The 26,022-nt window shown below is 28.4% G+C and carries 17 protein-coding genes and 1 rRNA gene; 7 read left to right on the top strand and 11 right to left on the bottom strand.

Going from position 1 to position 26,022, the window contains the following annotated elements; genetic code table 11:
• Positions 1-174: 174 nt before the first annotated feature.
• Together ERUM_RS01060 and thiD are read left to right on the top strand one after the other, a co-directional pair.
• Entirely contained in the window at positions 175-867 is a 693-nt protein-coding gene (locus ERUM_RS01060; protein ID WP_011154878.1) for a P-loop NTPase family protein, read from the top strand.
• Positions 824-1,624, top strand: coding sequence for a bifunctional hydroxymethylpyrimidine kinase/phosphomethylpyrimidine kinase (gene thiD / locus ERUM_RS01055; protein ID WP_011154877.1), 801 nt, complete (start codon positions 824-826; stop codon positions 1,622-1,624). The genes ERUM_RS01060 and thiD overlap by 44 nt, the downstream gene beginning before the upstream one ends.
• Positions 1,625-1,874: 250 nt before the next feature.
• On the opposite strand, the gene ERUM_RS01050 is transcribed toward thiD, so the two are convergent.
• The 7 genes from ERUM_RS01050 to ERUM_RS01020 form a co-directional block, all read right to left on the bottom strand.
• Positions 1,875-3,128: a hypothetical protein gene (locus tag ERUM_RS01050; protein ID WP_011154876.1), complete on the bottom strand. Its 1,254-nt coding sequence runs from the start codon at positions 3,126-3,128 to the stop codon at positions 1,875-1,877.
• 201 nt (positions 3,129-3,329) lie between these two features.
• Positions 3,330-3,680: a succinate dehydrogenase, hydrophobic membrane anchor protein gene (gene sdhD / locus ERUM_RS01045; protein WP_011154875.1), complete on the bottom strand. Its 351-nt coding sequence runs from the start codon at positions 3,678-3,680 to the stop codon at positions 3,330-3,332.
• 9 nt (positions 3,681-3,689) lie between these two features.
• Positions 3,690-4,088 carry a succinate dehydrogenase, cytochrome b556 subunit gene (sdhC, locus tag ERUM_RS01040; RefSeq protein ID WP_011154874.1) on the bottom strand — a complete coding sequence of 133 codons (399 nt, stop codon included), beginning with the start codon at positions 4,086-4,088 and terminating at the stop codon, positions 3,690-3,692.
• 163 nt (positions 4,089-4,251) lie between these two features.
• Positions 4,252-5,757, bottom strand: a 16S ribosomal RNA gene (locus tag ERUM_RS01035).
• Positions 5,758-5,991: 234 nt separating this feature from the next.
• Positions 5,992-7,269 carry a 3-phosphoshikimate 1-carboxyvinyltransferase gene (locus tag ERUM_RS01030; protein WP_231837232.1) on the bottom strand — a complete coding sequence of 426 codons (1,278 nt, stop codon included), beginning with the start codon at positions 7,267-7,269 and terminating at the stop codon, positions 5,992-5,994.
• 562 nt (positions 7,270-7,831) lie between these two features.
• Positions 7,832-11,191 (bottom strand): DNA polymerase III subunit alpha, encoded by a 3,360-nt coding sequence (dnaE, locus tag ERUM_RS01025; RefSeq protein WP_011154872.1) that lies wholly within the window; start codon positions 11,189-11,191, stop codon positions 7,832-7,834.
• Between the two features lie 1,981 nt (positions 11,192-13,172).
• Positions 13,173-13,985, bottom strand: coding sequence for an EndoU domain-containing protein (locus tag ERUM_RS01020; RefSeq protein ID WP_011154871.1), 813 nt, complete (start codon positions 13,983-13,985; stop codon positions 13,173-13,175).
• Positions 13,986-14,243: 258 nt separating this feature from the next.
• Between ERUM_RS01020 and ERUM_RS01015 the strand changes: the two genes are divergently transcribed.
• Entirely contained in the window at positions 14,244-14,522 is a 279-nt protein-coding gene (locus ERUM_RS01015; RefSeq protein ID WP_011154870.1) for a BolA family protein, read from the top strand.
• An 866-nt stretch (positions 14,523-15,388) separates the two neighbouring features.
• Here ERUM_RS01015 and pdxH read toward each other — a convergent pair.
• Both pdxH and ERUM_RS01005 read right to left on the bottom strand, forming a co-directional pair.
• Complete coding sequence (gene pdxH / locus ERUM_RS01010) at positions 15,389-15,973, bottom strand: pyridoxamine 5'-phosphate oxidase (protein ID WP_011154869.1); 585 nt, start codon at positions 15,971-15,973, stop codon at positions 15,389-15,391.
• Positions 15,974-16,165: 192 nt separating this feature from the next.
• Positions 16,166-17,089, bottom strand: coding sequence for a patatin-like phospholipase family protein (locus tag ERUM_RS01005; RefSeq protein WP_269085641.1), 924 nt, complete (start codon positions 17,087-17,089; stop codon positions 16,166-16,168).
• Positions 17,090-18,340: 1,251 nt separating this feature from the next.
• Here ERUM_RS01005 and argH point away from each other — a divergent pair.
• Positions 18,341-19,729, top strand: coding sequence for an argininosuccinate lyase (gene argH / locus ERUM_RS01000; protein WP_011154867.1), 1,389 nt, complete (start codon positions 18,341-18,343; stop codon positions 19,727-19,729).
• 1,685 nt (positions 19,730-21,414) lie between these two features.
• On the opposite strand, the gene ERUM_RS00995 is transcribed toward argH, so the two are convergent.
• Positions 21,415-21,999 (bottom strand): peptide deformylase, encoded by a 585-nt coding sequence (locus ERUM_RS00995; protein ID WP_011154866.1) that lies wholly within the window; start codon positions 21,997-21,999, stop codon positions 21,415-21,417.
• A gap of 175 nt (positions 22,000-22,174) precedes the next feature.
• On the opposite strand from ERUM_RS00995, the gene ERUM_RS00990 reads away from it, so the two are divergent.
• Together ERUM_RS00990 and ERUM_RS00985 are read left to right on the top strand one after the other, a co-directional pair.
• Positions 22,175-23,215 carry a quinone-dependent dihydroorotate dehydrogenase gene (locus ERUM_RS00990; RefSeq protein WP_011154865.1) on the top strand — a complete coding sequence of 347 codons (1,041 nt, stop codon included), beginning with the start codon at positions 22,175-22,177 and terminating at the stop codon, positions 23,213-23,215.
• Between the two features lie 11 nt (positions 23,216-23,226).
• The gene (locus ERUM_RS00985) at positions 23,227-24,000 is read left to right on the top strand and encodes a type III pantothenate kinase (protein ID WP_011154864.1); all 774 of its coding nucleotides are present in this window, start codon (positions 23,227-23,229) and stop codon (positions 23,998-24,000) included.
• A gap of 613 nt (positions 24,001-24,613) precedes the next feature.
• Here ERUM_RS00985 and ERUM_RS00980 read toward each other — a convergent pair.
• The gene (locus ERUM_RS00980; protein ID WP_011154863.1) at positions 24,614-25,231 is read right to left on the bottom strand and encodes a MotE family protein; all 618 of its coding nucleotides are present in this window, start codon (positions 25,229-25,231) and stop codon (positions 24,614-24,616) included.
• A 144-nt stretch (positions 25,232-25,375) separates the two neighbouring features.
• Between ERUM_RS00980 and ERUM_RS00975 the strand changes: the two genes are divergently transcribed.
• Entirely contained in the window at positions 25,376-25,894 is a 519-nt protein-coding gene (locus ERUM_RS00975; RefSeq protein WP_011154862.1) for a Na+/H+ antiporter subunit E, read from the top strand.
• The last annotated feature ends 128 nt before the right edge of the window (positions 25,895-26,022 follow it).

Below are 26,022 nucleotides of genomic sequence, written 5' to 3'. Positions count from 1 at the left end.
ATTACATCAACTCTTTCCAAATCACTTATAAGTATACTATGAACACACAATAAAAATGTAACTAGTAAAATTTCATTAATATAATTTATCAAAAAACATATAATATGCTAATTTATCAACAGACCTATTACTATTATAATAAAAACAACAAATTTTATGAACGGTAATTGATACATGCAGCTAACACTATTCGATCTTGAGGAAAGTTATTCTTATAATTACCATGACTACATACTGTTAGAAAAAAATCATGAAACATATAACATGTTAATGAACCAACAGTGGAGTTCCTTTATCCTATATGGAAAATCAGGCTCAGGGAAAACACACCTTGCACACATATGGCAAAAGCTTAAAAATGCTATTTTTATTAATCACGATCTTATAAACACAGGCAAAGGTATAGAAAATGTAATATCAAGTAGTAATGCTTTTATAATTGAAAACATAGAAAATATAAGTAATGAATCGTCGACTTTACATTACTATAACTACATAAAAGAAAACAAAAAAATACTACTAATGACTTCTTCAATAGCACCTAGATTCCTAAATTACAAGATAAAAGATCTAAAATCCAGAATGTTATATACCATGAATGCAAAATTAGCAAATCCAGATGAAGAATTATTGAAAATTATGTTAATAAAATTATTCGTAGATAGACAAATACATATAGAACTAAAAGTTATAAACTATATCCTAAATAATACAGAGCGCTCTTTTCAAAGTTTAAGTAATATTGTAAAATGCATATACCGAGAATTACCATACTACAACAATGGAGTAACCATACCATTTGTAAAATCTATAATAGGGAAAAATGAGTCAATACAAAGGAAAAGTATTAACTATAGCAGGATCTGACTCCAGTGGAGGAGCAGGTATTCAAGCAGACATAAAGACAATATCATCTCTAGGGTGCTATGCTGCAAGTTGTATTACATCTGTAACTGTTCAAAATACAATGCAGGTTTATCAAGTACACAATATACCACAGGATATCATAATAGGACAAATAGAAGCTGTTTTATCTGATATAACAATAGATGCAATAAAAATTGGTATGTTACAATCCCATGATGTTATAACAGCAGTAGCAAATTCACTTCCATCAGGTATTCCTATAATCGTAGACCCAGTAATGATATCAACATCAAATTTTAAGTTAATGAATGATAGTTCAGTATTTCACTTTATAGAACACATACTTCCAAAAGCAACAGTAATTACACCAAACATATTGGAAGCAGAAATTTTAACTAACACAAAAATCATAGATGAGTACTGTATGAAACAAGCAAGTAAAATACTTAAATCACTTGGTACAAAATCTGTTTTAATCAAAGGTGGACACTTAAACCGTGAAACTATTGATAATATTTTTTTAACAGAAGATGACCAAATATTCAATTTTTCTCACCACAGAATTCCACACAATGAACTACATGGAACAGGATGCACTTTATCTTCAGCTATTGCAAGTTTTGTTTCACAAAAAATCCCTATATCAGACAGTATAGACTTGGCAATACAATACCTTCTCAATACTATCAAGACAATACCAAAAATAGGAAAAGGTCACAATCCAGTTTTTCACAATTACAATATTATGAGTAACTAATCTTTTTCATATACTATGTATGTAAGTATAGTTATTACTCACTTTTAACTAATACTGTTATCAACCCTATTACTTAAGCTAAAACACCACATATTATAACGAAGCTATAATCAACTTAATAACATATTTACAACATATTCTACCCTATACAGATACAATCTATACATCTCTCTTTTTACTAACAATTCATATACTACAATATACAAACCACAAAAAAAGAAAGTATTACAGACAAATAATAAGTGTAAACTTACATACCCTTACTAGAAGATGCACTTTTGCGTTTTAATGCAGCACTTACATCTTCTCGTGTTCCATATGCTATTTGTGATGCTAAATCTTGACCTAATTGACTCACTGCTTCCAAGTCAGCACGGCTCATTTTCTTTTTACTACCTTGTTTTTCTTGTTCTCCCTTATCTGATGACTCACGTATAAAACCAGATGCACCTTCAATACCAGCTCTTAAATGATCACCATTTGCACACAATCTAGCTTTAGTATTTACACATGTTTCTAATAAACTTAAACTTGATCCTTTCATATCAGATACACACTGTTTCAGTGGATCCGCAATTGCTGCCATTCCTGCCTTTACAGCTAAACACTGCATATTTTCATTATGAATACCATTCATTATTGCACTAGGAAATCTAACAACAGCTTCACTAAAGTTTGCAGAATTTCTTACAATACAAGATGTAGCGGACAATATATTTTCTATAAAAGATAGCACAAAAAGCAAGGCTACACTAATATAAGGAGTACCTTGACCTTGTAATACCCCTGAACTAGTATGTATAATTTGTTTGTCCACCTTATCAGCAAGATATCTAGCTGGAATTTTACAACATTTTGCACAAGCATCTATGATACTAGCTAGTAATCTTCCTGCACATCCAATTGCCAAACCAGACATATTAAAAGGTAACATTAACAAAGATGATACAAGATCTGTTTTTTTAGTTTCATGATTTACAACAGAAAACGAAAAAGGATAAACTTGAGCTTGAAAATCAGATATTACTTTTCTACTACCTCTCCCTGGAATTGGATCAACACACTTTTCTCCATCATATGCTACAACTAATACCTTATTTTCTTCTACTTTAGACTCAAAATCTGAATAATTATTAGTTCCTGCTGTATTAATAGCAAATAATTTATTGCCTTTAACATCTAAAACTTGTTCTCCATTACTTCCCACTAACGGACTAATAGGATATCTTTTACCCTTATACAACAAATATTTCCCTTGAATTTCTAAACCAGATTTATGACATTTACTAGACACATATTGACATTCCTGGTTTTTATGTATGACTGGTACACGAGCTCTGCATGTAACCTGCTGAGTAGTACCAAACCCTGGTAATGTCCTTAACAGAGGAACAATACCAATATTCCTATACAGTGTTCGTAAAGCACCAAACCCATATTTTATAGGTGCACCTGCTACAGCCTTAGCACCACGACCAATTGATTTAAAAAAATTACCGAACATATTTAACTACGTAATATCACTAGTTAATATTATATATCAAATAGTAAAAAAAATTAATACTAAAAGCGTTAAAATTAAGAATATATAATAAAAAAGGTAATACCATAGAGGTTATATCATAATAAATAACAATAAACTACCTATAAAACTTTTTTATAATCAGAATATAATATGTTAAGAACCAAGAAATAACAACAAATTCTAGAAATTTAACGAGATATTAAATATAGCAAAAATTAAAAATAACAAAGTTACAGTTACAATCCCTTTTATTAATAAAAGAATAGATACTCTTAATACAGAAGATTGGACATAATCTTCTAATATAACTTGTAACCCTAAAATTGCATGATAAAAAGCAATAATAAAAAAACATACTGACGCAATTACATCAATAGTATTTAGTTCCACAAAACTTAAATCAAGTTCTGAAACAGATTTACACACTATAGAAAGAAAACGTAAAAACTTATAAAAAAACCATACAGAAAAAGGTAACATAATAAATGCTGTAAGTCTTTGAGATAACCAATGATAAACTGAGCTACCCACTACAATCCTCTACCACAAATTTAAAAAAACATTATAAACAATAAAAGAAAATAATAAGGACAAAACTAACACTACAATACCACTGATCTTAACAGCAGACTTAGTTAAACCTAGTCCAAAATCCCACAGTATATGCCTTACACCATTTAAATAATGATAACACAAAACATTTAAACAAACAAAAATAAATAACTTGAAACCATAAAGTGCAAAATAAGAAGTAGAAAAAAAAAGATAAGCTTTATGTATCAGCTCAGGGTATATAGCACAAGCAATAAAAGTCCATGCAAGAAGTAATAAACCAATAAATAGTAAAATACCAGTAAACCGATGAGTAATAGAAAGTACTGCAGCCATCGGCAACTTATAAACCTGCAGATGAGGAGATAAAGGCCTAACTTTTGACATTAACTTAATATAATAAAAAACTCTAAAACCGCAATAACTTAAATTAAGTAATAATAAAACCTTTAATTAACTAGGTAGCTTAATTAAACAAAATAGAAATAAAGACGGCGCAGCACCTTATTTATAAATGTTACTGAGAAATAACATAAAATAAGACAGCCTAAAAGGAGGTAATCCAGCCGCAGGTTCACCTACAGCTACCTTGTTACGACTTCACCCTAGTCACTAACCCAACCTTAAATGGCTGCTTCCTTACGGTTAGCACACCAGCTTCGAGTTAAGCCAATTCCCATGGCGTGACGGGCAGTGTGTACAAGACCCGAGAACGTATTCACCGTGGCATGATGATCCACGATTACTAGCGATTCCGACTTCATGCTCTCGAGTTGCAGAGAACAATCCGAACTGAGACAACTTTTTTGGATTAGCTAAACCTCGCGGTCTCGCAACCTATTGTAGTTGCCATTGTAGCACGTGTGTAGCCCACCCTATAAGGGCCGTGCTGACTTGACATCATCCCCACCTTCCTCCAGTTTATCACTGGCAGTTTCCTTAGAGTGCCCAGCATTACCTGTTGGTAACTAAGGATGAGGGTTGCGCTCGTTGCGGGACTTAACCCAACATCTCACGACACGAGCTGACGACAGCCATGCAGCACCTGTGTAAGGTCCAGCCGAACTGACTCCCTCGGTTAAAAGGGATACGACCTTCATGTCAAAAAGTGGTAAGGTTTTTCGCGTTGCATCGAATTAAACCACATGCTCCACCGCTTGTGCGGGTCCCCGTCAATTCCTTTGAGTTTTAGTCTTGCGACCGTAGTCCCCAGGCGGAGTGCTTAACGCGTTAGCTACAATACAAAGATAAAATCCTCACATTTAGCACTCATCGTTTACAGCGTGGACTACCAGGGTATCTAATCCTGTTTGCTCCCCACGCTTTCGCACCTCAGTGTCAGTATCGAGCCAGATAGCCGCCTTCGCCACCGGTGTTCCTCCTAATATCTACGAATTTCACCTCTACACTAGGAATTCCGCTATCCTCTCTCGACCTCTAGTCTAGCAGTATTAAAAGCAGCTCCAAAGTTGAGCTTTGGTATTTCACTTTTAACTTACTAGTCCACCTACGTGCCCTTTACGCCCAATAATTCCGAACAACGCTTGCCCCCTCCGTATTACCGCGGCTGCTGGCACGGAGTTTGCCGGGACTTTTTCTATAGGTACCGTCATTATCTTCCCTATTAAAAGAGTTTTACAACCCGAAGGCCTTCTTCACTCACGCGGCATAGCTGGATCAGGCTTTCGCCCATTGTCCAATATTCCCCACTGCTGCCTCCCGTAGGAGTCTGGACCGTATCTCAGTTCCAGTGTGGCTGATCGTCCTCTCAGACCAGCTATAGATCATTGCCTTGGTAAGCCATTACCTTACCAACTAGCTAATCTAACGTAGGCTCATCTAATAGCGATAAATCTTTCCCCCGCAGGGATTATACAGTATTACCTATCATTTCTAATAGCTATTCCATACTACTAGGCAGATTCCTACGCATTACTCACCCGTCTGCCACTAACAGATACTCATAGCCGAAGCTATAAATAACTGTCCGTTCGACTTGCATGTGTTAAGCTTGCCGCCAGCGTTCGTTCTGAGCCAGGATCAAACTCTCAAGTTTGACAAAACCATAATTACTTATGGCTTGGACTCATGCAAAAAAACAAATATAAAAAACGTAAATGCATGATAAAAAAATAAATTAGCTATTATGCATCGCCGCCTTTACTTCTATTCTATAAATATTAAACTATTCAAACAACTTTATTATTACGACACTTAGCCATGGGCTAGATTATCAGTTAATATGATACATATGTCAATATATTTTTTAATATTAATTTCAAATAAAAAATTATGCAAATGTGATCTTGGCTCCATGTTTATTAAAAAAATCTACTATTGCAATAAAATCACTTGTTTTTCTAATGTTCTTTATCTCAATAAAGCTATCAGAAATCATACCTAAAACTAAACCCATTACTGCAACTTTAAAATCATGACATGCATCTATCAAAACTCCACCAAGTATATTACCAGAACAACCATGAATAATTAAATTATCACCTTCTATTTCTGTCCTAATCCCACACTTAATTAAACCATTAATAAGATTTTTCAATCTCTTATCAATAAATCTCCTTAATAAACCATTAAGCATAGTAATACCATGAGCATAGGAAGAAACAACTATTATTATCAAACACTCATCTAGACTTAACTCTTCACTAATTAAATAATCAATCCCTACTAATATGCTACTTTTTACTAAAAGATCTGCAATTTCTGCACCAAGAACATTTTGTCTCTTATTGATAAAAAAAATATTTCCCCCCATTTTTATCAAAATCTGATAAAAACTCTTTATCTCATCATTTAATAATACATCTAGTATCACAATCTCTGAGTTTTCTACCATCAATGCCACAGCTATAACAGCTAATGTACAAAAAAAATCACTTGGTATATATATATCCTTAGAATACAACTCTTGCTGACCACATATACTAACATGTCTCTTAGGAGTAAAACATTCTATAGAGACATTAAAGTGTTTTAATATCGGAGTAATCTTATCGTAATCCACAGTATTATTAACTATAGTATTAGTGCCACATACATTTAATGCTGCAAATAATAACATAGTTTTTATTTCATCTTTATCAACTATATATTCTATAGGTAACATATCCATACAACCAATTAGAGCCATTGGTAATCTATTATTATTTAACACAAATCTCGCACCCATTAATGACAATGGTTTTACTATTTCATTAATATTTAAATGACAATCTCCATCAAAAAAAGATATAAAGGGACAAGTAGATAAACTCCCTACCATCATATAGATAGATGGATCATTTAGGTACAATATACTTTTAGAGCAAGTAAAACCACCTATTCCTACCCCTTGTACAGTACAAATGCCATCCTCATATTTAATTTGCACATCAAGTGACTTTAATGCCTTAATGGTAAGCATAATTTCATCACTATACGTAATGTTATAAATTTTAGTTATCCCAACTACCTGAGATGCTAATATCAATACTGCATGGGATATAAACCTATCTTTTAGCATGTTAATATTACCATTTATATGGTCTATCTTCACAGATGTCACCAACATACACAATCCTATTACAGAAGGAATATAATGCTATAGAATATAATGATTGCAAAACTTATCAATTCAAATTTTGATATAACACTACATATAAAAACCTAATACTCCAAAAATATAAAACTTAAAAGATTATTCCAATGTTACATGTTAGCTATAATAAACCTAAAACTAAACGATACACTCTTGTGTGATACAATAATTCTTATGTAAATAATGTAATATAAAAGCTCATTTTATATTAAAATGTAATATTACATTTTATAGGACATTTATCCTTTCTCTGTAAAGTTTACACAATATCATGACAATTACATATGACCTAATAGGCTAGATTAACAATTTATAACATTCAAATGTACTACCATAACATGCTATTTTATAATTACACAATACAAAAATATTTATATTATTTTATACTTATCACTAAAATTCACACTTAGGATGTTATTACCTTACATTTACAAATACTAATACTAATCAGACTTAACCTTTATTCATAGGTATATAGTCCCCTCTGTAATATGTTTCTTAATTTTTTATACATAAAACTTCCTTAACAACTACCTTAAGTAACAATATCATTAATACTGATATCTCTAACCCAATTTAGTCTTAAAATTTGCATAAAAATCACAGGGGTTACTAAAAAACTACCAGGTAGTTGAATAGTAACATGATCATCTGGAAGTAATAAATCTACAAAAATTACAGTACTACCACTGTCCTTTAGTAAACTAGATAATTCCTTTACTATTACACTATTTTCAACATTCACATATACTATCATACTTTTGATCATTGAAGATACTTTCCTTTCGAAACTATATATGTTTTTACCTGATAATCTCACTGAAGTACTATAAAAAGTATTATCCATTTCAATAATGACAGGAACACCACTATTAAATAAATCTTTGTTATCTTCTATTACATTACCACTATAAAATGCTATCTCATGAATATTATTTGGATCAGAAAGAGTCACAAGTGCAAATTTATCTCTATTTGCTGAACGAACTCTAATATTAGAAATTACACCAGCAACCTTATTATTATAAGCTGACTTATTATCATAATTAATAAAGCCTATATTTAACTTATCTAAAAGATCTTGATAGCTTTGCATAGGATGATTATTAAGATAAAAGCCTATGGAAGAGAATTCATTATATAATTTTTCTTCCTTAGTCCAATCATCAGTTTCTACGAGTTTATAATGATTTTTATCATTAAATAAACTAATTTGATTAAAACTAGAATTATATTTATTATATTCAATAATATCTAGAAAAAGAATAACTGATTCAAAAAGCTGTTTTCTATTACTATGAATACTATCTAATACTCCAGCTTTAATAATATTTTCTAACATTCTCTTATGAACAGATTTAGTACTTATTCGATCAACAAAATCCCATATGTCATTATATTTAACATCACTAATTAATTCATGAGCTGCATGCTGTCCCACATTTTTTAGCGCACCAAGAGCATACCTAATAGATGATCCTTCTATAACAAAAAATACCTTAGAATAATTAATATCAGGAGGTAATATGTTAATACCATGTAGTTTAGCTTGATTACAAAACATCTCTAACTTATCTTTATCAGTTATATCAAGATTCATCGAAGCAGTAAAAAACTCAATAGTATAATTAGCCTTCAAATAAGCAGTTTGATAACTAATTAACGCATAAGCTGCAGCATGTGATTTATTAAATCCATACCCAGCAAACTTTGCAACCAAATCAAAAATATAACTCGCTTTTTCTTGATTTATACCATTATTAACAGCACCATTTATAAAAGTCCTACGTTGGTTATCCATTTCCTCTTTGATTTTTTTACCCATAGCACGTCTTAACAAATCTGCTTCACCTAAACTATATCCAGCCATAATTTTGGCAATTTCCATTACTTGTTCTTGATAAATAATCACCCCAAAAGTTTCTTTAAGAACACCTTCAAGAATTGAATGTATATAATCAGGCTTTTCTAGCCCATGCTTGCGTGCTATATATACAGGTATGTTATCCATAGGACCAGGCCTATATAAAGAAATCAATGCGATAATATCATTTATATTATCAGGCTTTAATTTACTAATTACCTCCCTCATACCAGAACTTTCAAGCTGAAATACTCCAATAGAATCACCACTAGATAACATCTCATATGTCTTTCTATCATCCAAAGGAATAGACACTATATCAATAACATAGCCCCTTTCCCTTACTAACTGACAAATTTGATTTATTACAGTTAGTGTACGTAATCCTAAAAAATCAAATTTAACTAATCCTGCCTTTTCTGTATATTTCATATTATACTGTGTAATAGGCAGAAAAGCTGTACTATCATAATATAGAGGTACTAGCTCCTCTAGTTTTCTATCACAGATTACAATACCAGCAGCATGTATTGAAACATGACGATATAAGCCTTCAAGTTTTAATGATATTTCTAATAATTTAGCAACTGTCTCATCATCATCGCGTTCTTTTTGTAAATTTTTATCCATCCCTATTGCTTCAGATAGAGTAACTGGCCTAACAGGATTGTGAGGGATCATCTTACAAATTCTATCTACTTGAAAATAAGGAATCTGCATTACTCTGCCTACATCACGTAATACAGCCCTGGCTTGTAATTTACCAAAAGTTATAATATGAGCAACATAACCATATTTTTTCCTTACATATTCTATTACAAGATCCCTTTTTTCTTGACAGAAATCAATATCAAAATCTGGCATTGATATACGGTCAGGATTTAAAAATCTTTCAAAAATCAAACCAAATTCTATGGGATCAAGATCAGTAATCTGTAAAGACCAAGCAACAAGAGAACCAGCTCCAGATCCTCTACCAGGACCAACCATGATACCATTTCTCTTACTCCAACAAATAAAATCGGATACTATTAAAAAATATCCAGCATAATCCATAGAAATAATAACATCCAATTCATACAGTAGTCTTTCATGGTATTTAACCATATCTTCTTCAGACAAATTTTTTAATTTTAAACGTTTCTCCAAACCTGCTAATGCTTGAGTAATTAACTCCTGACTTTCATTTTTACCACTTGAACATGGAAAATGCGGCAATATAGGCTTCCTAATCTCAGGCATAAAAGAACAACGTTGTGCTATTAATAATGTGTTGTAAATTGCCTCTGGAATATCATGAAACAAGCTACACATCTCTTGTGAAGATTTAAAATAATGTTCTGCTGTAAACATTTTTCTATCTTCCTGAGCAACATAATGGCCATCTGATATACAAGACAATACATCATATGCTGGAAAATCTTCTTTCTTCACAAATAATACATCATTAGTAGCAACTAATGGTAAATTTTTTTCATACGCAAACTTAATAAGTGTGGTCTCTACAATACTTTCTTCCTTAATACCATGACGTTGTAGCTCAACGTATAGATTATTTTCGAACGCAAGTAGCAATTTATTAACAACATTATAGTGTATAACATCTCTCAATAAAAGCTGAGCTAATAATCCTTCATACCCACCCGTTAATATAATAATACCATCTTTTAACTGGATCAGTCTATTTAAATCAATTCTATTCAATTTGCCTGATTGATTACCTTTAAAAGAATTACTAACAAGGTCAATAATATTATTATATCCAGCTTGATCCTTAGCTAACAATACCAATTCTCCAATATTATTGCCATGATAATGCACCATGATATTACAACCTATTATAGGCTGTACTCCAACATTAGAAGCATGATCAGAAAATTCTAAAGATCCAAATAAATTTCCAGAATCTGTAAGTGCCACTGCAGGCATATTATATTGAACACACAAATTTACCAAAGTGTCTATCTTTATCATTCCACGAAGTAATGAATAATCACTATGAGATCTAAGATGAACAAATATCTGATTCATAATTACCAACCAAAAAAAGGAACGTTAATAATCTATACTATGCATGCACATAAAAATAAGTTCCTAATACATTAATAAATCAATAATTCATAACTCTTTTAATATATAAAATATACCCATATTAACTACGAATCGTAAATAGACATACAATAATAATCTAATTCTATCAGATCAATAACTAATACTACAATTATATAAATAAAGTACCAATCCAACAAATTGATAATCATTTTTATACCATTGAAATGAAAATCTAGAATTAGATAAGTAATTTAAAATCGAGAAATAATCATAGATATATATAGAAATTGTTCAAAGACAAACTTTGTACTACACACATCAACTATCACATATACAAACTTAACAAGTATAGAAATTTATAATTAATATGCCTATAAAAAACTCGTAAATATATTAGTCAAAACATTAGAAATATATTTATAAAATTATCATAATGTCTATATACACAATTAAATATAATAAATAGAAAGATTTACAGTAGTATAAAAAATACTATTACTTTATAGATAGAATCACAATAATAAGCAAAATACTAAATTCATCTATATTTCTGTTATTAGACTATAATACTATTCCCAATAAAAGAAATGATAATGCAGTACTTAGACTATCCAATACTGTTTAACTATATACTACACTACTATTTTAAGTTTTTAGCAACTTTTCTATATTTGTTTGACACTAATAACAATACATTAAAAAATTTTACAATAGTATGTAGATATATCAATAACAATAAATATTGATTACGTTATATACTTCTTAAACATAGTAAAATTTTAGTTATTATCAAAAAACATATATACTTTAGGAAGTATTATCAATTTAAAGCTGTCAGAAAATTTCTATATTTCCTTTTTAAAACTATAATATATATAAGAAATTTCTACCATAAGCTCAGATCTACTTATTCAATATAACTAAGAACTGATCTTATGTACTTTGACATCGAATCATTAAATCATATTTACACAAAAAAAATACCTAGTACAAACAGTCATTAGCACAAATGATACTAATAAAAAAATATAGCTACAAATACTACACTCCAAATTGTTGATTTATTTAAATTTCAGTAATTTTTCTATATTCCTGTTTCATCAACATATAAAACTTCCATATACTTGACATACAATAACAGTGATTATATCAACCATTGGTTATTCTAATATACTAAGGACTAATATCATATCTGATATAGAGCTGTTAAACCTTGTATCATCAATTTCCAATGTGGATAGTAAAAAAAAAAATTAAAACATAACAAATAAAATTCTTACTTTAACTAGTTATTCTCATATAAAAAACTATTAATCTACCATTACTAAATATGCTTTTATAAAATTAAGATAAAAAACTATTATGTTTATTAAAAATATCAATATAGACCCCTATTTATATTCTTAGAACACTAATAATATAAAACAACTATATATTCCTAAAATCCATTCTATATATAAAAATTTTTAGGTTAATCCCATACAACTATTCATATAGAATTCGAATGATATAATATTAAGAATAAAGCTGTATATCACAGCATACAATACTACTAGATAACCATATTTATATTACTTTTCTTTTTCAGCTTTGCTTAATACTAATTACTAACTAAACATTACATGATTATCACCAATAATTACGTACATCATTAAAATATCAAATTAATCAATAAATATACAAAATTAAGAACCACTACATTGTGACCATTTCATATACAAAATTTGTAAGTACACAATGTACTAACATAATTAAGTAAGTAGTACCATAAGATCAGTAATAGTAAAAACTTATCAATCTAAACATATAGACAACCTGCTAATTATAGTAAAAAGACAGAACAGACTCCTTATAACTTCTAAGAAGATTCTCAAAATACCAAACTAGCAGATATATAAAAGATCAATACCAAATTTATTTCTACAATTTTCTATAACAAACAATGTTTAACTAAATAAGCTTATGCCACATCCTTTATGCAATTACACTTGCCCTCACCAGCCCTACAATTAGGTGTTAAGTCAGCAAAAAATGTAACAACTGCATCCTTACTAGCCACTAGTGCATAAGCAATATTATCATGATCATAAAGACAGAATCTATTATTAGTTAGATTGATATTTTTCGCTAATGCCTTATATGCTTTTGTAGCATGTATTATTAGATCATCAGCATGTGATAAATCATAACTTTTTTTCGTGTTAATAACAAGCTGGTTACTACGATTTTTATATACAACTCCAATTGTAAAAATTCTATCACTAACTTCATCACTAGAATTATAATATCTACCAGCCCAATTATTTTGCTGAGCTTGTACATAACGGCCAAAGAAATGCATTCCTCCTAGTCTTTTTCTATTAGGTTCTCCACACATTATATGAGTAAAACCACGTTTCTTAAACCAGAGCTTTACCAATTCTTTTTTAAATGTGTCAAGATCCGCATTTGGAGTAAATACCTGATGATCTAATGCTGCATAAATCTTATCAACATACTCTTTATACTCAACATTATCTAACATATTTCTAAAGTCTTCCCTTTTGGGCCTATGTCCCCAATCACCACATATATCCAATATAGCTTTATCAAATTTGTGCATTTCAGGCATAACCAATAAATCACAATTACTTTCTTGTGTATTTTTAAAAAAGAAATTCAATCCAGATACATTATCAACACATTCATTAGCATTTTTATTAACAGTTACAGCTATAGAGTGCAATGGCACTAGAAAAATATAAAGATAAAAAATACATCTGTAAAAATTCATAAATTTTGCTCCATATAATAGAATATTTTTACTTAGATATTATACTAATACTAACATAGTATCTATATTGATGTTATTATAATAATAAAATAAATTTAGTAAATAAATTAAGATCTATCAATTATTTCTCAAAATAAGAACATTTCTTTCTTACATAATAATGTATCACAAATAAAACTTTATATAATAACATAGTGAAACTTTTCACAATACAATATTAATGTTACAATAGCTACTATAGGATAATTGAGAGACAACATGGATATAATTCAAAGAATTAAAGATAAAATTACATCAGTATTAAACGTATTAAGTCTTGAAATAATTGATGAATCCATAAAACATAAAGGACATAATTTTCATTCTATATCCAATATTTCACATATAAAAGTCATATTAATATCAAATGACTTCATAGAAATGACAAAAATTAACAGACAAAAACTACTTCATCAGATCTTAGAAACAGAAATGAAGCTTACACATTCAATTTCATTTTACTTATATACCCAACAAGAACATAATAATAATGCCTAGCATAAAACTATTAGTTAGTAATATGTATTTCATATAATAACACATTAATAATTAATTTCTTAATATATTAACATAATAAAAAATACGCATTTATTACTTAAACAGTATATAATCTAGCTTATATTAAGTAACATAACAATATTACGACTTAATTAGTAAATAATCTTCTATTGATAAAACAATGCTGTATGTAATGTGTCACACTAAATAACTTATTGATATTCGGTACATTTCCACATAATAAGACACTTAAAGTCCTTATAAGACTTGTTAGAAAAATAATTAAGTTTATACTAGAATATATATAAAAAATTCTAAATACCTACAACATTTCAATATAGCGTAATTATTGTTCTATTTATCTTAAGTCATAAAACATCATTATACATAATAACAAGCATTACAAACATATCATGATACATCATATGTTAATTACATCAATTCTTAGCCCTAATATATTGCTATCGTAATACCTATCCACACCTTCTAAAATCCCACTAATATTGAATAATTAAAACCATATTAAACATACAACCAAGATATTAGCTTACTTTATCTATATCTTTTCATACTTTATTAACAAATACCACCTAACTACTTAATTTGCTTGCTTATAATACATTATCTCCACACTATAAGTACAATGCTATAATATGCCCACTCTTCATGCACATTATTTCTATAATATATTAGCATATCATATAAATTTATAATACATGCCTTCCTAAACATTTATTCAGACAAATAATAACTTTCAAGGCTTATATAATCATTAATATTAGTTGGTCTAGTTTTATATCTATTTATACTTTCAAAGAAAAAAATCAATACCTATATCATATAATTCCGCTATAAACATTTTTAAACTATGGATACAACTCTACAATACTCCACCCATGCTTATCAGTTCTGGTATACTGGTACCTAGTATGAATTCTATCAACACCTTCCTGCCAAAATTCTATTAACATTGGAACAACTCGAAGGCCCATCCAATAACTTGGTCTAGGGACTGGTTTACCCATAAATTCTTTTGTCATCTTTTGCACATTTGTAATAAACTCTTGCTTATCTTCCAAAATGTTAGATTGTTTAGAACAACAAGCACTTATTTGACTACCACGTGACCTAGTTGCATAATACCTATCTGAATCTTCAGGTGATAAAGTTTCTATTTTCCCCTCAATTCTAACCTGTTTAGAAATCTGTCTCCAATCAAACACCAAAGAAACAAAAGGATTTTCACTTATTTCTTTCCCTTTACGACTATTCATATTTGTAAAAAATACAAATCCTTCATCACTATGTTGTTTTAACAATACAACACGTGCTGAAGGTTTAAGATCCTTACTACAAGTAGCAAGTACCATAGCAGTAGGATCTTTAGAATAGTTCTTTAACACTTCTTGATACCATATATTAAATAAATCAATAGGATCTTTCGTAATCATATAAAACTCTTACATAGTCGGATATAATATTTATACCATATAGTAACAATAACAAACATTATTACTTTTAGATTGATATTATATCAATTCTCACTATGCATTCGTTATTTACACTTATAAGTTCTTATTAGTAATTATATAGAATAACTAATATATAAAAATATATGAAAAATCCCAAACAATGAAGGTATATTACACTTCGCCATCTTTATCTCTCAAAACTATTTTACAAAATTCATCTATTTTGTCTAAATTATCTGCTAAAATCTTTTTAGCATCTTTTTGGACATTTTTAATATTCATTGGTGTAGCATCACTAAAATCATGTGTAGCATATTTCACATCACCTGACATTCTAAAATACTTATCTCCTTCCTTAACAAGCCTTTCCATCTTATAGTCTACTGCATCTAACCCAGCATCAATAATAACAAAAATTATTTTGGATCCCCAATATAACAATGAATTCTGTACATGCGAAAAATCCATATTCACAGTACCACATCCAATAGATAAACAATATATAGTGTCACTTGGATATAACACTTGTGCTGCAGCATACGCTTCTATTATAGGATTATTTGAAACAAGAGAACTATCAATCAACAACTCCTTTTTATTATCTATAACTAACTCATAAGGTGTAAAATAAGTAGGAGCAGCTACTGCAGCTCTTGCGACATCACGTATTTTTATATTCTGATATTTTTTTACCCAACTCCTAAACATTACAGTTTGATTTGAATACAAATTATAACTTGGCACTATGAAGTTTACCATTAAGTCATTCATTGTAGAATCACCAAATACTTCCTTTAAAACTGCGTTTAAATTCTTATCAGAATACATTGGTCCAACAACCACAGAAATAACTTTGTTGATCATTGACTGATTAAAAATCCTTCCAGAACTATTTAATAATATATCTAATATATCAGAAGTATTATATTTATGTTCCCCATTATGATCTTTAATACATAATGCTGCCCCTATCAAACTACCTACTGAACTACCAGCAATTAAATCAAATATGTTAGCTATTGGTTTATTTATTTTCTTTTGTATTGCCTGTAGTATGGTTGCTGCAATTATTCCTCTAACTCCACCACCATCTATTGATAATATATATCGAGCAATAATTACACTCTTACATTTTATAATATACCATTAATGTTATATTAAAGATAGAAATAGACAAAACACTTTATTAAGGTATTTTATGATATAAGACTTATCTGTTATTAATTTATTAATTATAATTATAAAACTCAAGAAATACGGTCAGTAGAGCATTTTTTATTTATTTGCCTATTTATTATAGTATAATTATCACCATATTCATACTATAATATACCATTAATAATACAACTCTATCACATAACAGATTAGACATGATATCTAAATATCATACTAAACTAAAACACCACTTTTAATATAATAAAAAAATAACACACTATACTTATAAGCACATACTAACAATTGATACCTAAGTAGCTACAGTCATGTTCAATAATTTATAATATTAATTTAAATAGTAGCATATGATATATAAAGACCATCCTTACTACATAAAATAAAGCTAATATCAGTCATATTTTTATAATAACAATTATGGAAAATTAGTGTTAAACTCATCTAACAGAATACCATATAAAGTACTATAGTTGAGATAACGAACATTAAGTCATATAGATAACAATGTATTAAATATCATAATAATTTTCAATAATTTACATATACAAAATCACACACCTAATCCTTTAAGAAAAGGCTAATGCATTTTATTTTCCAATAACAACACAAAAAAAATTAATTAGATTTTTATTTAATAAAATACCTAATAAAGGATTACACTTAAACTAACAATATCTAGTATAATAATAGTAAAATACTAGATAACATTGCCATTCTTAATAATTTACAAGACAATACATCAATGATTTCGTACAATAAACCACATAAAATATCTTCTAGAAAATACGATGTATTTTATCAAAACAATAATATAAAAAAAATTAATGAATAAAGTTTTACTTAGCAACACACCTTATTAAAGAATTATAACTAACTGATACTCAGTCATATAACAGTAAATCATTAAATACTATTGTCATTTTTAATAATTTACAAGATAATACGTCAGTTACTTATATATAATAAACCACATGACAAATCCTTTATGGGGAGGAAGGTTTACTACATCCTCCAACGATATAATTAATGAATAAAGTTTTACTTAGTAACACACCTTATTAAAGAATTATAACTAACTGATACTCAGTCATATAACAGTAAATCATTAAATACTATTGTCATTTTTAATAATTTACAAGATAATACGTCAGTTACTTATATATAATAAACCACATGACAAACCCTTTATGGGGAGGAAGGTTTACCACATCCTCCAACGATATTATGAAAAAAATTAACGAATCAATCTCATTTGATCAAGCATTGTATGAAGAAGATATACTTACATCAATTGCACACTGTAAAATGCTAGTAAATCAAAAAATTATTAGCAAATATGAAGGTCAACTTATCATTCATGGATTAGAAGTAATACAGAAACAAATTGAATCTGGTAATTTTGAGTTCAGTACAGACTTAGAAGATATACATATGAATATAGAGTATAGCTTAAAAAAAATGATAGGCAACATTGCTGGTAAATTACATACCGCAAGATCTCGTAATGATCAAATAGCAACAGATCTGAAACTATGGATTAGAAAATCAATTAAAAAATTAGAGCAACAACTACACAAACTACAATCTACCTTATTAAATATAGCTGAAAACCATTATGATACGATTATGCCAGGTTTCACACATTTACAAATCGCTCAACCAGTAACATTAGGACATCACTTAATGGCATATTTTGAAATGTTAAAAAGGGATCGTTCACGTTGGCAAGATTTATATAAGCGGATGAATCAGTGTCCTGCTGGATCTGCAGCACTAGCAGGTACTTCTTTTCCAATAGATCGTCATTTTATTGCACAAGAACTAGGATTTGACAGTCCTACTGAGAATTCTATAGATGCAGTTTCAGATAGAGATTACATTATAGAGTTTCTATCTAACGCTTCAATATGTATAATGCATCTATCAAGATTAGCAGAGGAAATTATTCTATGGTGCAGCTATAACTTTAAATTCATAACACTCTCTGACAATATAACAACTGGCAGCTCAATAATGCCACAGAAAAAAAACCCAGATGCTGCTGAACTCATTAGAGGAAAAACTGGAAGAATTTTTTCATCACTTAACCATATACTAATTGTAATGAAAGGCCTTCCATTAGCATATAGCAAAGATATGCAGGAAGACAAAGAACCTTTATTTGATGCAGAAAGAAACCTAATACTATGCATTGAAGCAATGAATAGTATGCTAAATAATATCACAATTAACAGTGAAAATATGTTAAAAGCAGCAGAACACGATTATTCAACAGCAACAGATTTAGCAGATTGGTTAGTAAAGCACATCAATTTATCATTTAGAGAGTCCCATGAAATTACTGGACAAATAGTAAAACTAGCAGAACATAATAAATGCAAAATACATGAACTAACATTAACACAGTTACAGAAAATCATCCCTTCTATTACCGAAGATGTATTTTCAGTTTTATCAGCAAAAAATTCTGTTACTAGCAGAACTAGTTACGGAGGTACTGCTCCTATCAACGTTCTACAAGCAATAAAAAACGGTAGGATATACTTAGAAAACACAGATTAACTAACACAACAACAAAAACGTATTTTTCAGTCTCATCAATGAAAAGCTACTCCTTATTTAGTAGAAGCATTTATTGAAACATTGTTCTCACATATAATAACTCTAAAAAGAATATAAAATGATCTGTTATACTTAACAAAAAAGATTAACCTATCCATTAATAAAGATATATTTTAGTATGCTAACAAAAAATTCCATTTTTAATAGAATTATCTATAGAGACAGTACTACACAATACACTTGGAACAACAGGAAATTATTATTAATAAAAATACTATATAAACACTAGTTATATATAACATAATCAATAATAATCCTATCATTAAAAATTACTCACATACACTGACTATATAAAGAGAGCCTTAAAAAACATTATTTAAAAGCATTAACTAGGTATTACCCTATACTTTATAAGTTAATGTCATAAGCTTATCTATATTATCAAATACCTAGCTATTAACACAAACCGTAGTATTAATTGAATTACATACCTACCAATGCACAAGTAATATCAACTAACAAACAATATTTTCAATAAGACTCATTAAAGCAATAGTATAAATTACAATACAAACATATAAACATGATTTTATATATTTATATTTCTGATGATAATTTAGTATCACATTACCCATATAATAACTGACTCACTACCAACATAATAAAAGTAATTAGAAATTAATAATATTCTACATGCTAATACTATTAAGATTATAAAATATCTAAAGTTACAACTATATATAAAATCATTCACTCAATATCCATTAATTCATATCAAACAATAATAATTAATATAAATTACACATCAGATACTTATAAATTTTTTCTCACAATTAATTATTTAGGCACTACAAAAAGAAATTTTTCAATATTATAAAAATTTATATACATAGTAAAAACTTTCTAAATTAGTCGCTATCCTCAAACACCTTTAACATTCTAAACAAAAAAACCTAATGCAAGTACCATATGTAACAATACAAATTTATTAAAAAATCATAAACTTTCACTACAAAGTATATAGATAAATAAAAGCTTACTACTATCAAGTATGTATTGTCAAATTAGAATGTCCATATTTATAACCAATAACATACACTATGACAAAATTTTCCATATAAAACTTAACATCAATTATTTAACTTAAAAATACTAAATCTGATTTTGACTAATAACGCTACATAACAAATATTATTGATATTATTAAGTATCTTTAATAAATATACATTTAACAATAACTTTACTCTTATAATAGTTTATTACATATAATAATTTAACAAAAAGCTTACAGATCCAGAACATCACACTATATATAGAATTTAAACACCATTAGAACTAACAAATATTTATATAGGTTCATATTCATACTTATTAAAAATACGTATGAATACAACACAAAACTTAGCAGTAATAAATCATTGTAAAACTGCTTATATTAGTTATGAATGTAACACAAAAAACGCTTCTTGAAATAGCCGATGGTAAACACACACATAATAAAACTTAAGAGCCCATAATAGGCCTTGCAGCCTAAAATATAAGCAGAATAACAACTAATCATATCATAAATAGAAAACATACATTAAGATTATATAGATGATTACCATCTAATCTAAACAGACAATACTGAGTAAAAACATCAAACAGCAATACACTATCTATCATAAACACTATCTGTATAATTTTCATTTTTTAGCCATAAGCAATATATGCACTACACTATGTTCTTCTTCAGAAACACTATGTACACAATGATTTTTTATATTATCTACAACATTAGCAAGTAATATGCCATTTAAATGATCCATTTCATGTTGTATACACCTAGACAACCATCCATAAACTCTTATTATACATTTATTCCCAAATAAGTCTGTATATCTAAAATCCATATGTCTTGGTCTTGTAATATTAATCAACCCATAAGATTTAGCTGATGAACATCCTTCAAACAAATCAACAGTTTCAGCAGAAAAACTCAAGATCTCAGGATTGATACATACCATGTTTTTACCATGTAAAGAGTGATGCCCAGACAATACTTTAATATCCTGTGTCATATCAAATAATCCACTAAACATATTAATGACAAACATTCTCTTATGACTGCCAAGCTGTACTGCAGATAATCCTACAGTTTTACTATTTTCCATCACTTTCATCATATCATCAGCTAGTGCTATAACATCTTGATCTATTTTTTCAATAGGATGAGATATAGCATGTAGATTTCGTAAGTCTTGCACATTATCAACGGATAAGATATTCATATTATATTCCTCTCAACTTTTAGTATAAGCAATTTACAGTATAATTCTATACATTTCATTATCTTAACAGTTGTTATACGTATTTAACCAGTTATACAAGTAGTATTTTATAAGAAATTGACATAATAAAAGTACAAGCATATAAACTAGTCATTAATATTATGTTCCATAGTACATGTTTACTAATGCACTGTTTTATATTCCTCCAGAGATTGCTCACAAAATGGCAATCTTTGCATTAAAAAATAATTTTATTCCAATAAAAAAAGTTGATCTTCCAAGATCACTTAACATTTCATTGTTTAACAAATCTCTTAAGACACCAATAGGAGTAGCAGCTGGCTTTGATAAAAATGCTGAAGTAATTAGGCCTTTACTATCAACTGGCTTTAGTTTTGTTGAAGTAGGTACTGTAACAAGATACCCACAAAAAGGAAATAAGAAACCACGTGTATTTCGACTAGTAAAAGAAGAAGCAATCATTAATAGTTTAGGATTCAATAATAAAGGAATAGATTTTGTAATAAAAAAAGTAAATGATGCAAAACTTAATCACTGTATATTTGGCATCAATATAGGGTATAATAAAACGTCACATAATCCAGTTCAAGATTATTTTGAATTAGTAAAAAAAATATATGGACTTAGTAATTACATAACACTAAATATATCATCTCCTAATACTCCTGGATTACGGAACTTTCAAAAACAAGAGTTACTATCAGAGCTGTTAACAGCAATATCACAAGTCAGAAAACTTACAGATTATGCAGAATCTGTACCAATAATGTTAAAAATTTCACCAGATATTAGTGATAATGAAAAACAAGATATTGTAGATCTTTCACTAAAATACAAGGTATCTGGTCTAATAATAAGTAATACTTCATCTGAATATCACAAATTACTAGAAAACTCTTACACAAATATACAAGGTGGTCTAAGCGGAAAACCAATATTTGATTTATCAACCAAAGTTTTATCTGAAGTATACAAAATTACACAACAAAAACTCTTACTAATAGGCTGTGGAGGAGTGAGTAGTGGATACCATGCATACGAAAAAATAAAAGCTGGAGCATCACTAATACAGCTATATACAGCTATAGTATATCATGGATTTAATATAGCAAATAAAATTAGCCTCGAGTTAGCAGAACTATTATCTGCAGATGGTTTTCCAACAGTAAGCCATGCAATAGGACACAACAATTGATATAGAAAATAATGTTAATAATAGATATAGGAAATACAAATATTAAATTTGGAATTTGCATTAATAATCAAATAATACAAACGCTAAGGATATCTTCACAACCAAGAAGAACAGCTGATGAATATTTCTTCTTTCTCAATACAATAATAAACCAGTTAAATATTAATAATTTTACAATTACTCATATCATTATCTCAAGTGTTGTTCCAAGCATAACAAAACCAATGATAGAGCTAAGTACACATTATTTCAATATAACTCCTACAATAATCAATAATCAGCACGCTGATATTTGTAATATCAAGATAGATTTAAACGACAAATTATTAGGATCAGATAGACTAGCAAGTATCATAGGAGCAGTTACTCTATACCCAAATAAAAATTTATTAGTAATAAGTATGGGAACTGCAACAGTATTTAATTTAATAAGTAAAGAGAGATCCATCTACGGACAAGTCATAACTCCTGGAGCACATATTATGGCACAAAGTATGAGACAACACACAGCATTGTTACCAGAAATATCTCAAATTAAAGTAAATAAAGTAGTACATAATACATTGTTTTACGCTATAGAAGCAGGCGTATACTGGGGATATATTGCTATGGTCGAAGGGATTGTAAAACAAATATTACACGAGGAAAACAAAGATTTACACATAGTAGCAACAGGTGGAAATTCAATTTTATTTATTGATCACAAAAATTTCATTAAGAACATTGATCCAGATTTAACAATGAAAGGCATGATATATTTACATAACATGCTATTTAACAAATAATACCTTAATTATTTACATTTTTTTCTATTAATAGTTTTAGTAATGTAAATATACATTCAACATTCATATTAAAATAAAGTATATTTATGTTTTTTCATATTTTATAACATTTAAACAAAATACACTAAATTTGTAATAACTTTACAAGAAACATATATTTTTTATCTCTTTAATAATATATTTAAGGTTATACATATTATATGTAATAAATATATAAGTAGGTTAATCGATAATCTAAATTATATTGTCTCAAAGCATATAGTAAAATTACTTCTAGAAAGTATTTTAATAATACATTACATATTTTAAAATTATGAGAAAATTTTTTTATACTATAACACTATAATTACACGACATAAATCATTGCATGCACTACATGTAAAAAACTTAATTAAATAACATCGCATATTATAATATGGCAACACTAATCATTATATAGCTAGTAACTCAACTAACTTTTTTACATAAATAGTATACTAAGTTTACATTTTAGGATTTAAAAAGCCATTAATTTTTCTTTATACAAATTCACTACAACTTTTATCATCTTATCTTATATAACTCACATATTCATACTAGGTCATTTATCAAAACCTTCATCAACTTCATATAACTAAGACAATAGACTAGTATTAGAACAATTACACTTAATAGACATCTCAGTAGATACTTTTCGAATCTTTTCAGCAATACTCTTATTTACATGTGATAATATACGTGACAAAGTTGCTTCATCAAGATAACTGACAATTAATAATAATGTATTCATATCTGACAGTTCAAATATCTTAACAGCTAAGTCTATTGGCATATTTTGATATATTGCTGCTATACCACGTATTTTTTGGAGATTATCCTGTATATCAAGAGTAATCAATTTTACTATATCTTCTTTTATTTTTTCCAAACGTAAAGCTTGATTCTTATTATGTTGTTCAATTGCTTTTAATTTCAATTCTTTATCTTCCAATTCTTTTTTTTGTTTTAATAAGCTATCATATGACTTTTCTAAGTCTATTACAGAAACTGACTCACCATTTATTTGTAATAATTTCACCTTTTTAGTCAAATTACCCAATACAACATCATTATCCTGATCTTGCACAAACTTAGCGTTATCAAAAACATAAAACTTAGCAACTTTACTGCTATTAGTATAATAAAGATATGGAAACAAAACCCCACCAATACAAAATACTAATATTATATTAACAATATAGACTACTTGCATATTACAATTTAAACATTATAATTTTATTAAAATTCATTATGTATGATAAGATACTATATTAATTTAGCAATAAGTAATTATTGTATCTTACACCAATGTTATTATATAAAGTAAAGACATTATTTTAGTAAGTATTGAAAAAAAATGAAACAGTTTTTGATCTTATTCGTGTTATGGTTAGTACTATCAGGATATTTTAACCCACTTTTTATAGCACTTGGTATTATTAGTACTATATTTACAATATTTATTACAAAAAGGCTAGAAAGTGCTATACCACATGATCGATACTATGTTTACAGCATAATAACAAGAAAATTTAATGGTACTATCCTACACTTTATAAACTACTGTTTTTGGATTATATTACAGGTAGCATTATCTAACTTATATATAGTCAAAAAGGTATGGAACTTTAAAGCAACTATTGGTGCACCAGTTTTTAGATTAGTACAAACCAAACAAAAAAGCAGTGTAGGTATATCATTATTAGCAAATTCTATTACATTAACCCCAGGTACAGTAAGTGTTGATGTACCAGAATTTAACAACAAACCATATAAAATCATGGTGTTAGCTATAGATAAAGAATCTATGTCTGGTGTTACAGATATTGATAATAAAGTTAGTAATATATTTACTAATGGTCAAGTGACAAACTGAAGTTAATAATAAATATTTATAAAAAAGGTAGATAAGTAATTTATAAGTCTCACCATGCTAAATACAATATTAACATATGAATATTTTTCCATGTTCTTTATTTACAAGCAACTATTATGTTTTTAAAT

This window comes from Ehrlichia ruminantium str. Welgevonden (assembly GCF_000026005.1).
Classification (GTDB): Bacteria; Pseudomonadota; Alphaproteobacteria; order Rickettsiales; family Anaplasmataceae; genus Ehrlichia; species Ehrlichia ruminantium.
The sequence above is the reverse complement of the archived record's forward strand: the minus strand, read 5'-3'. Positions and strand labels throughout refer to the sequence as shown.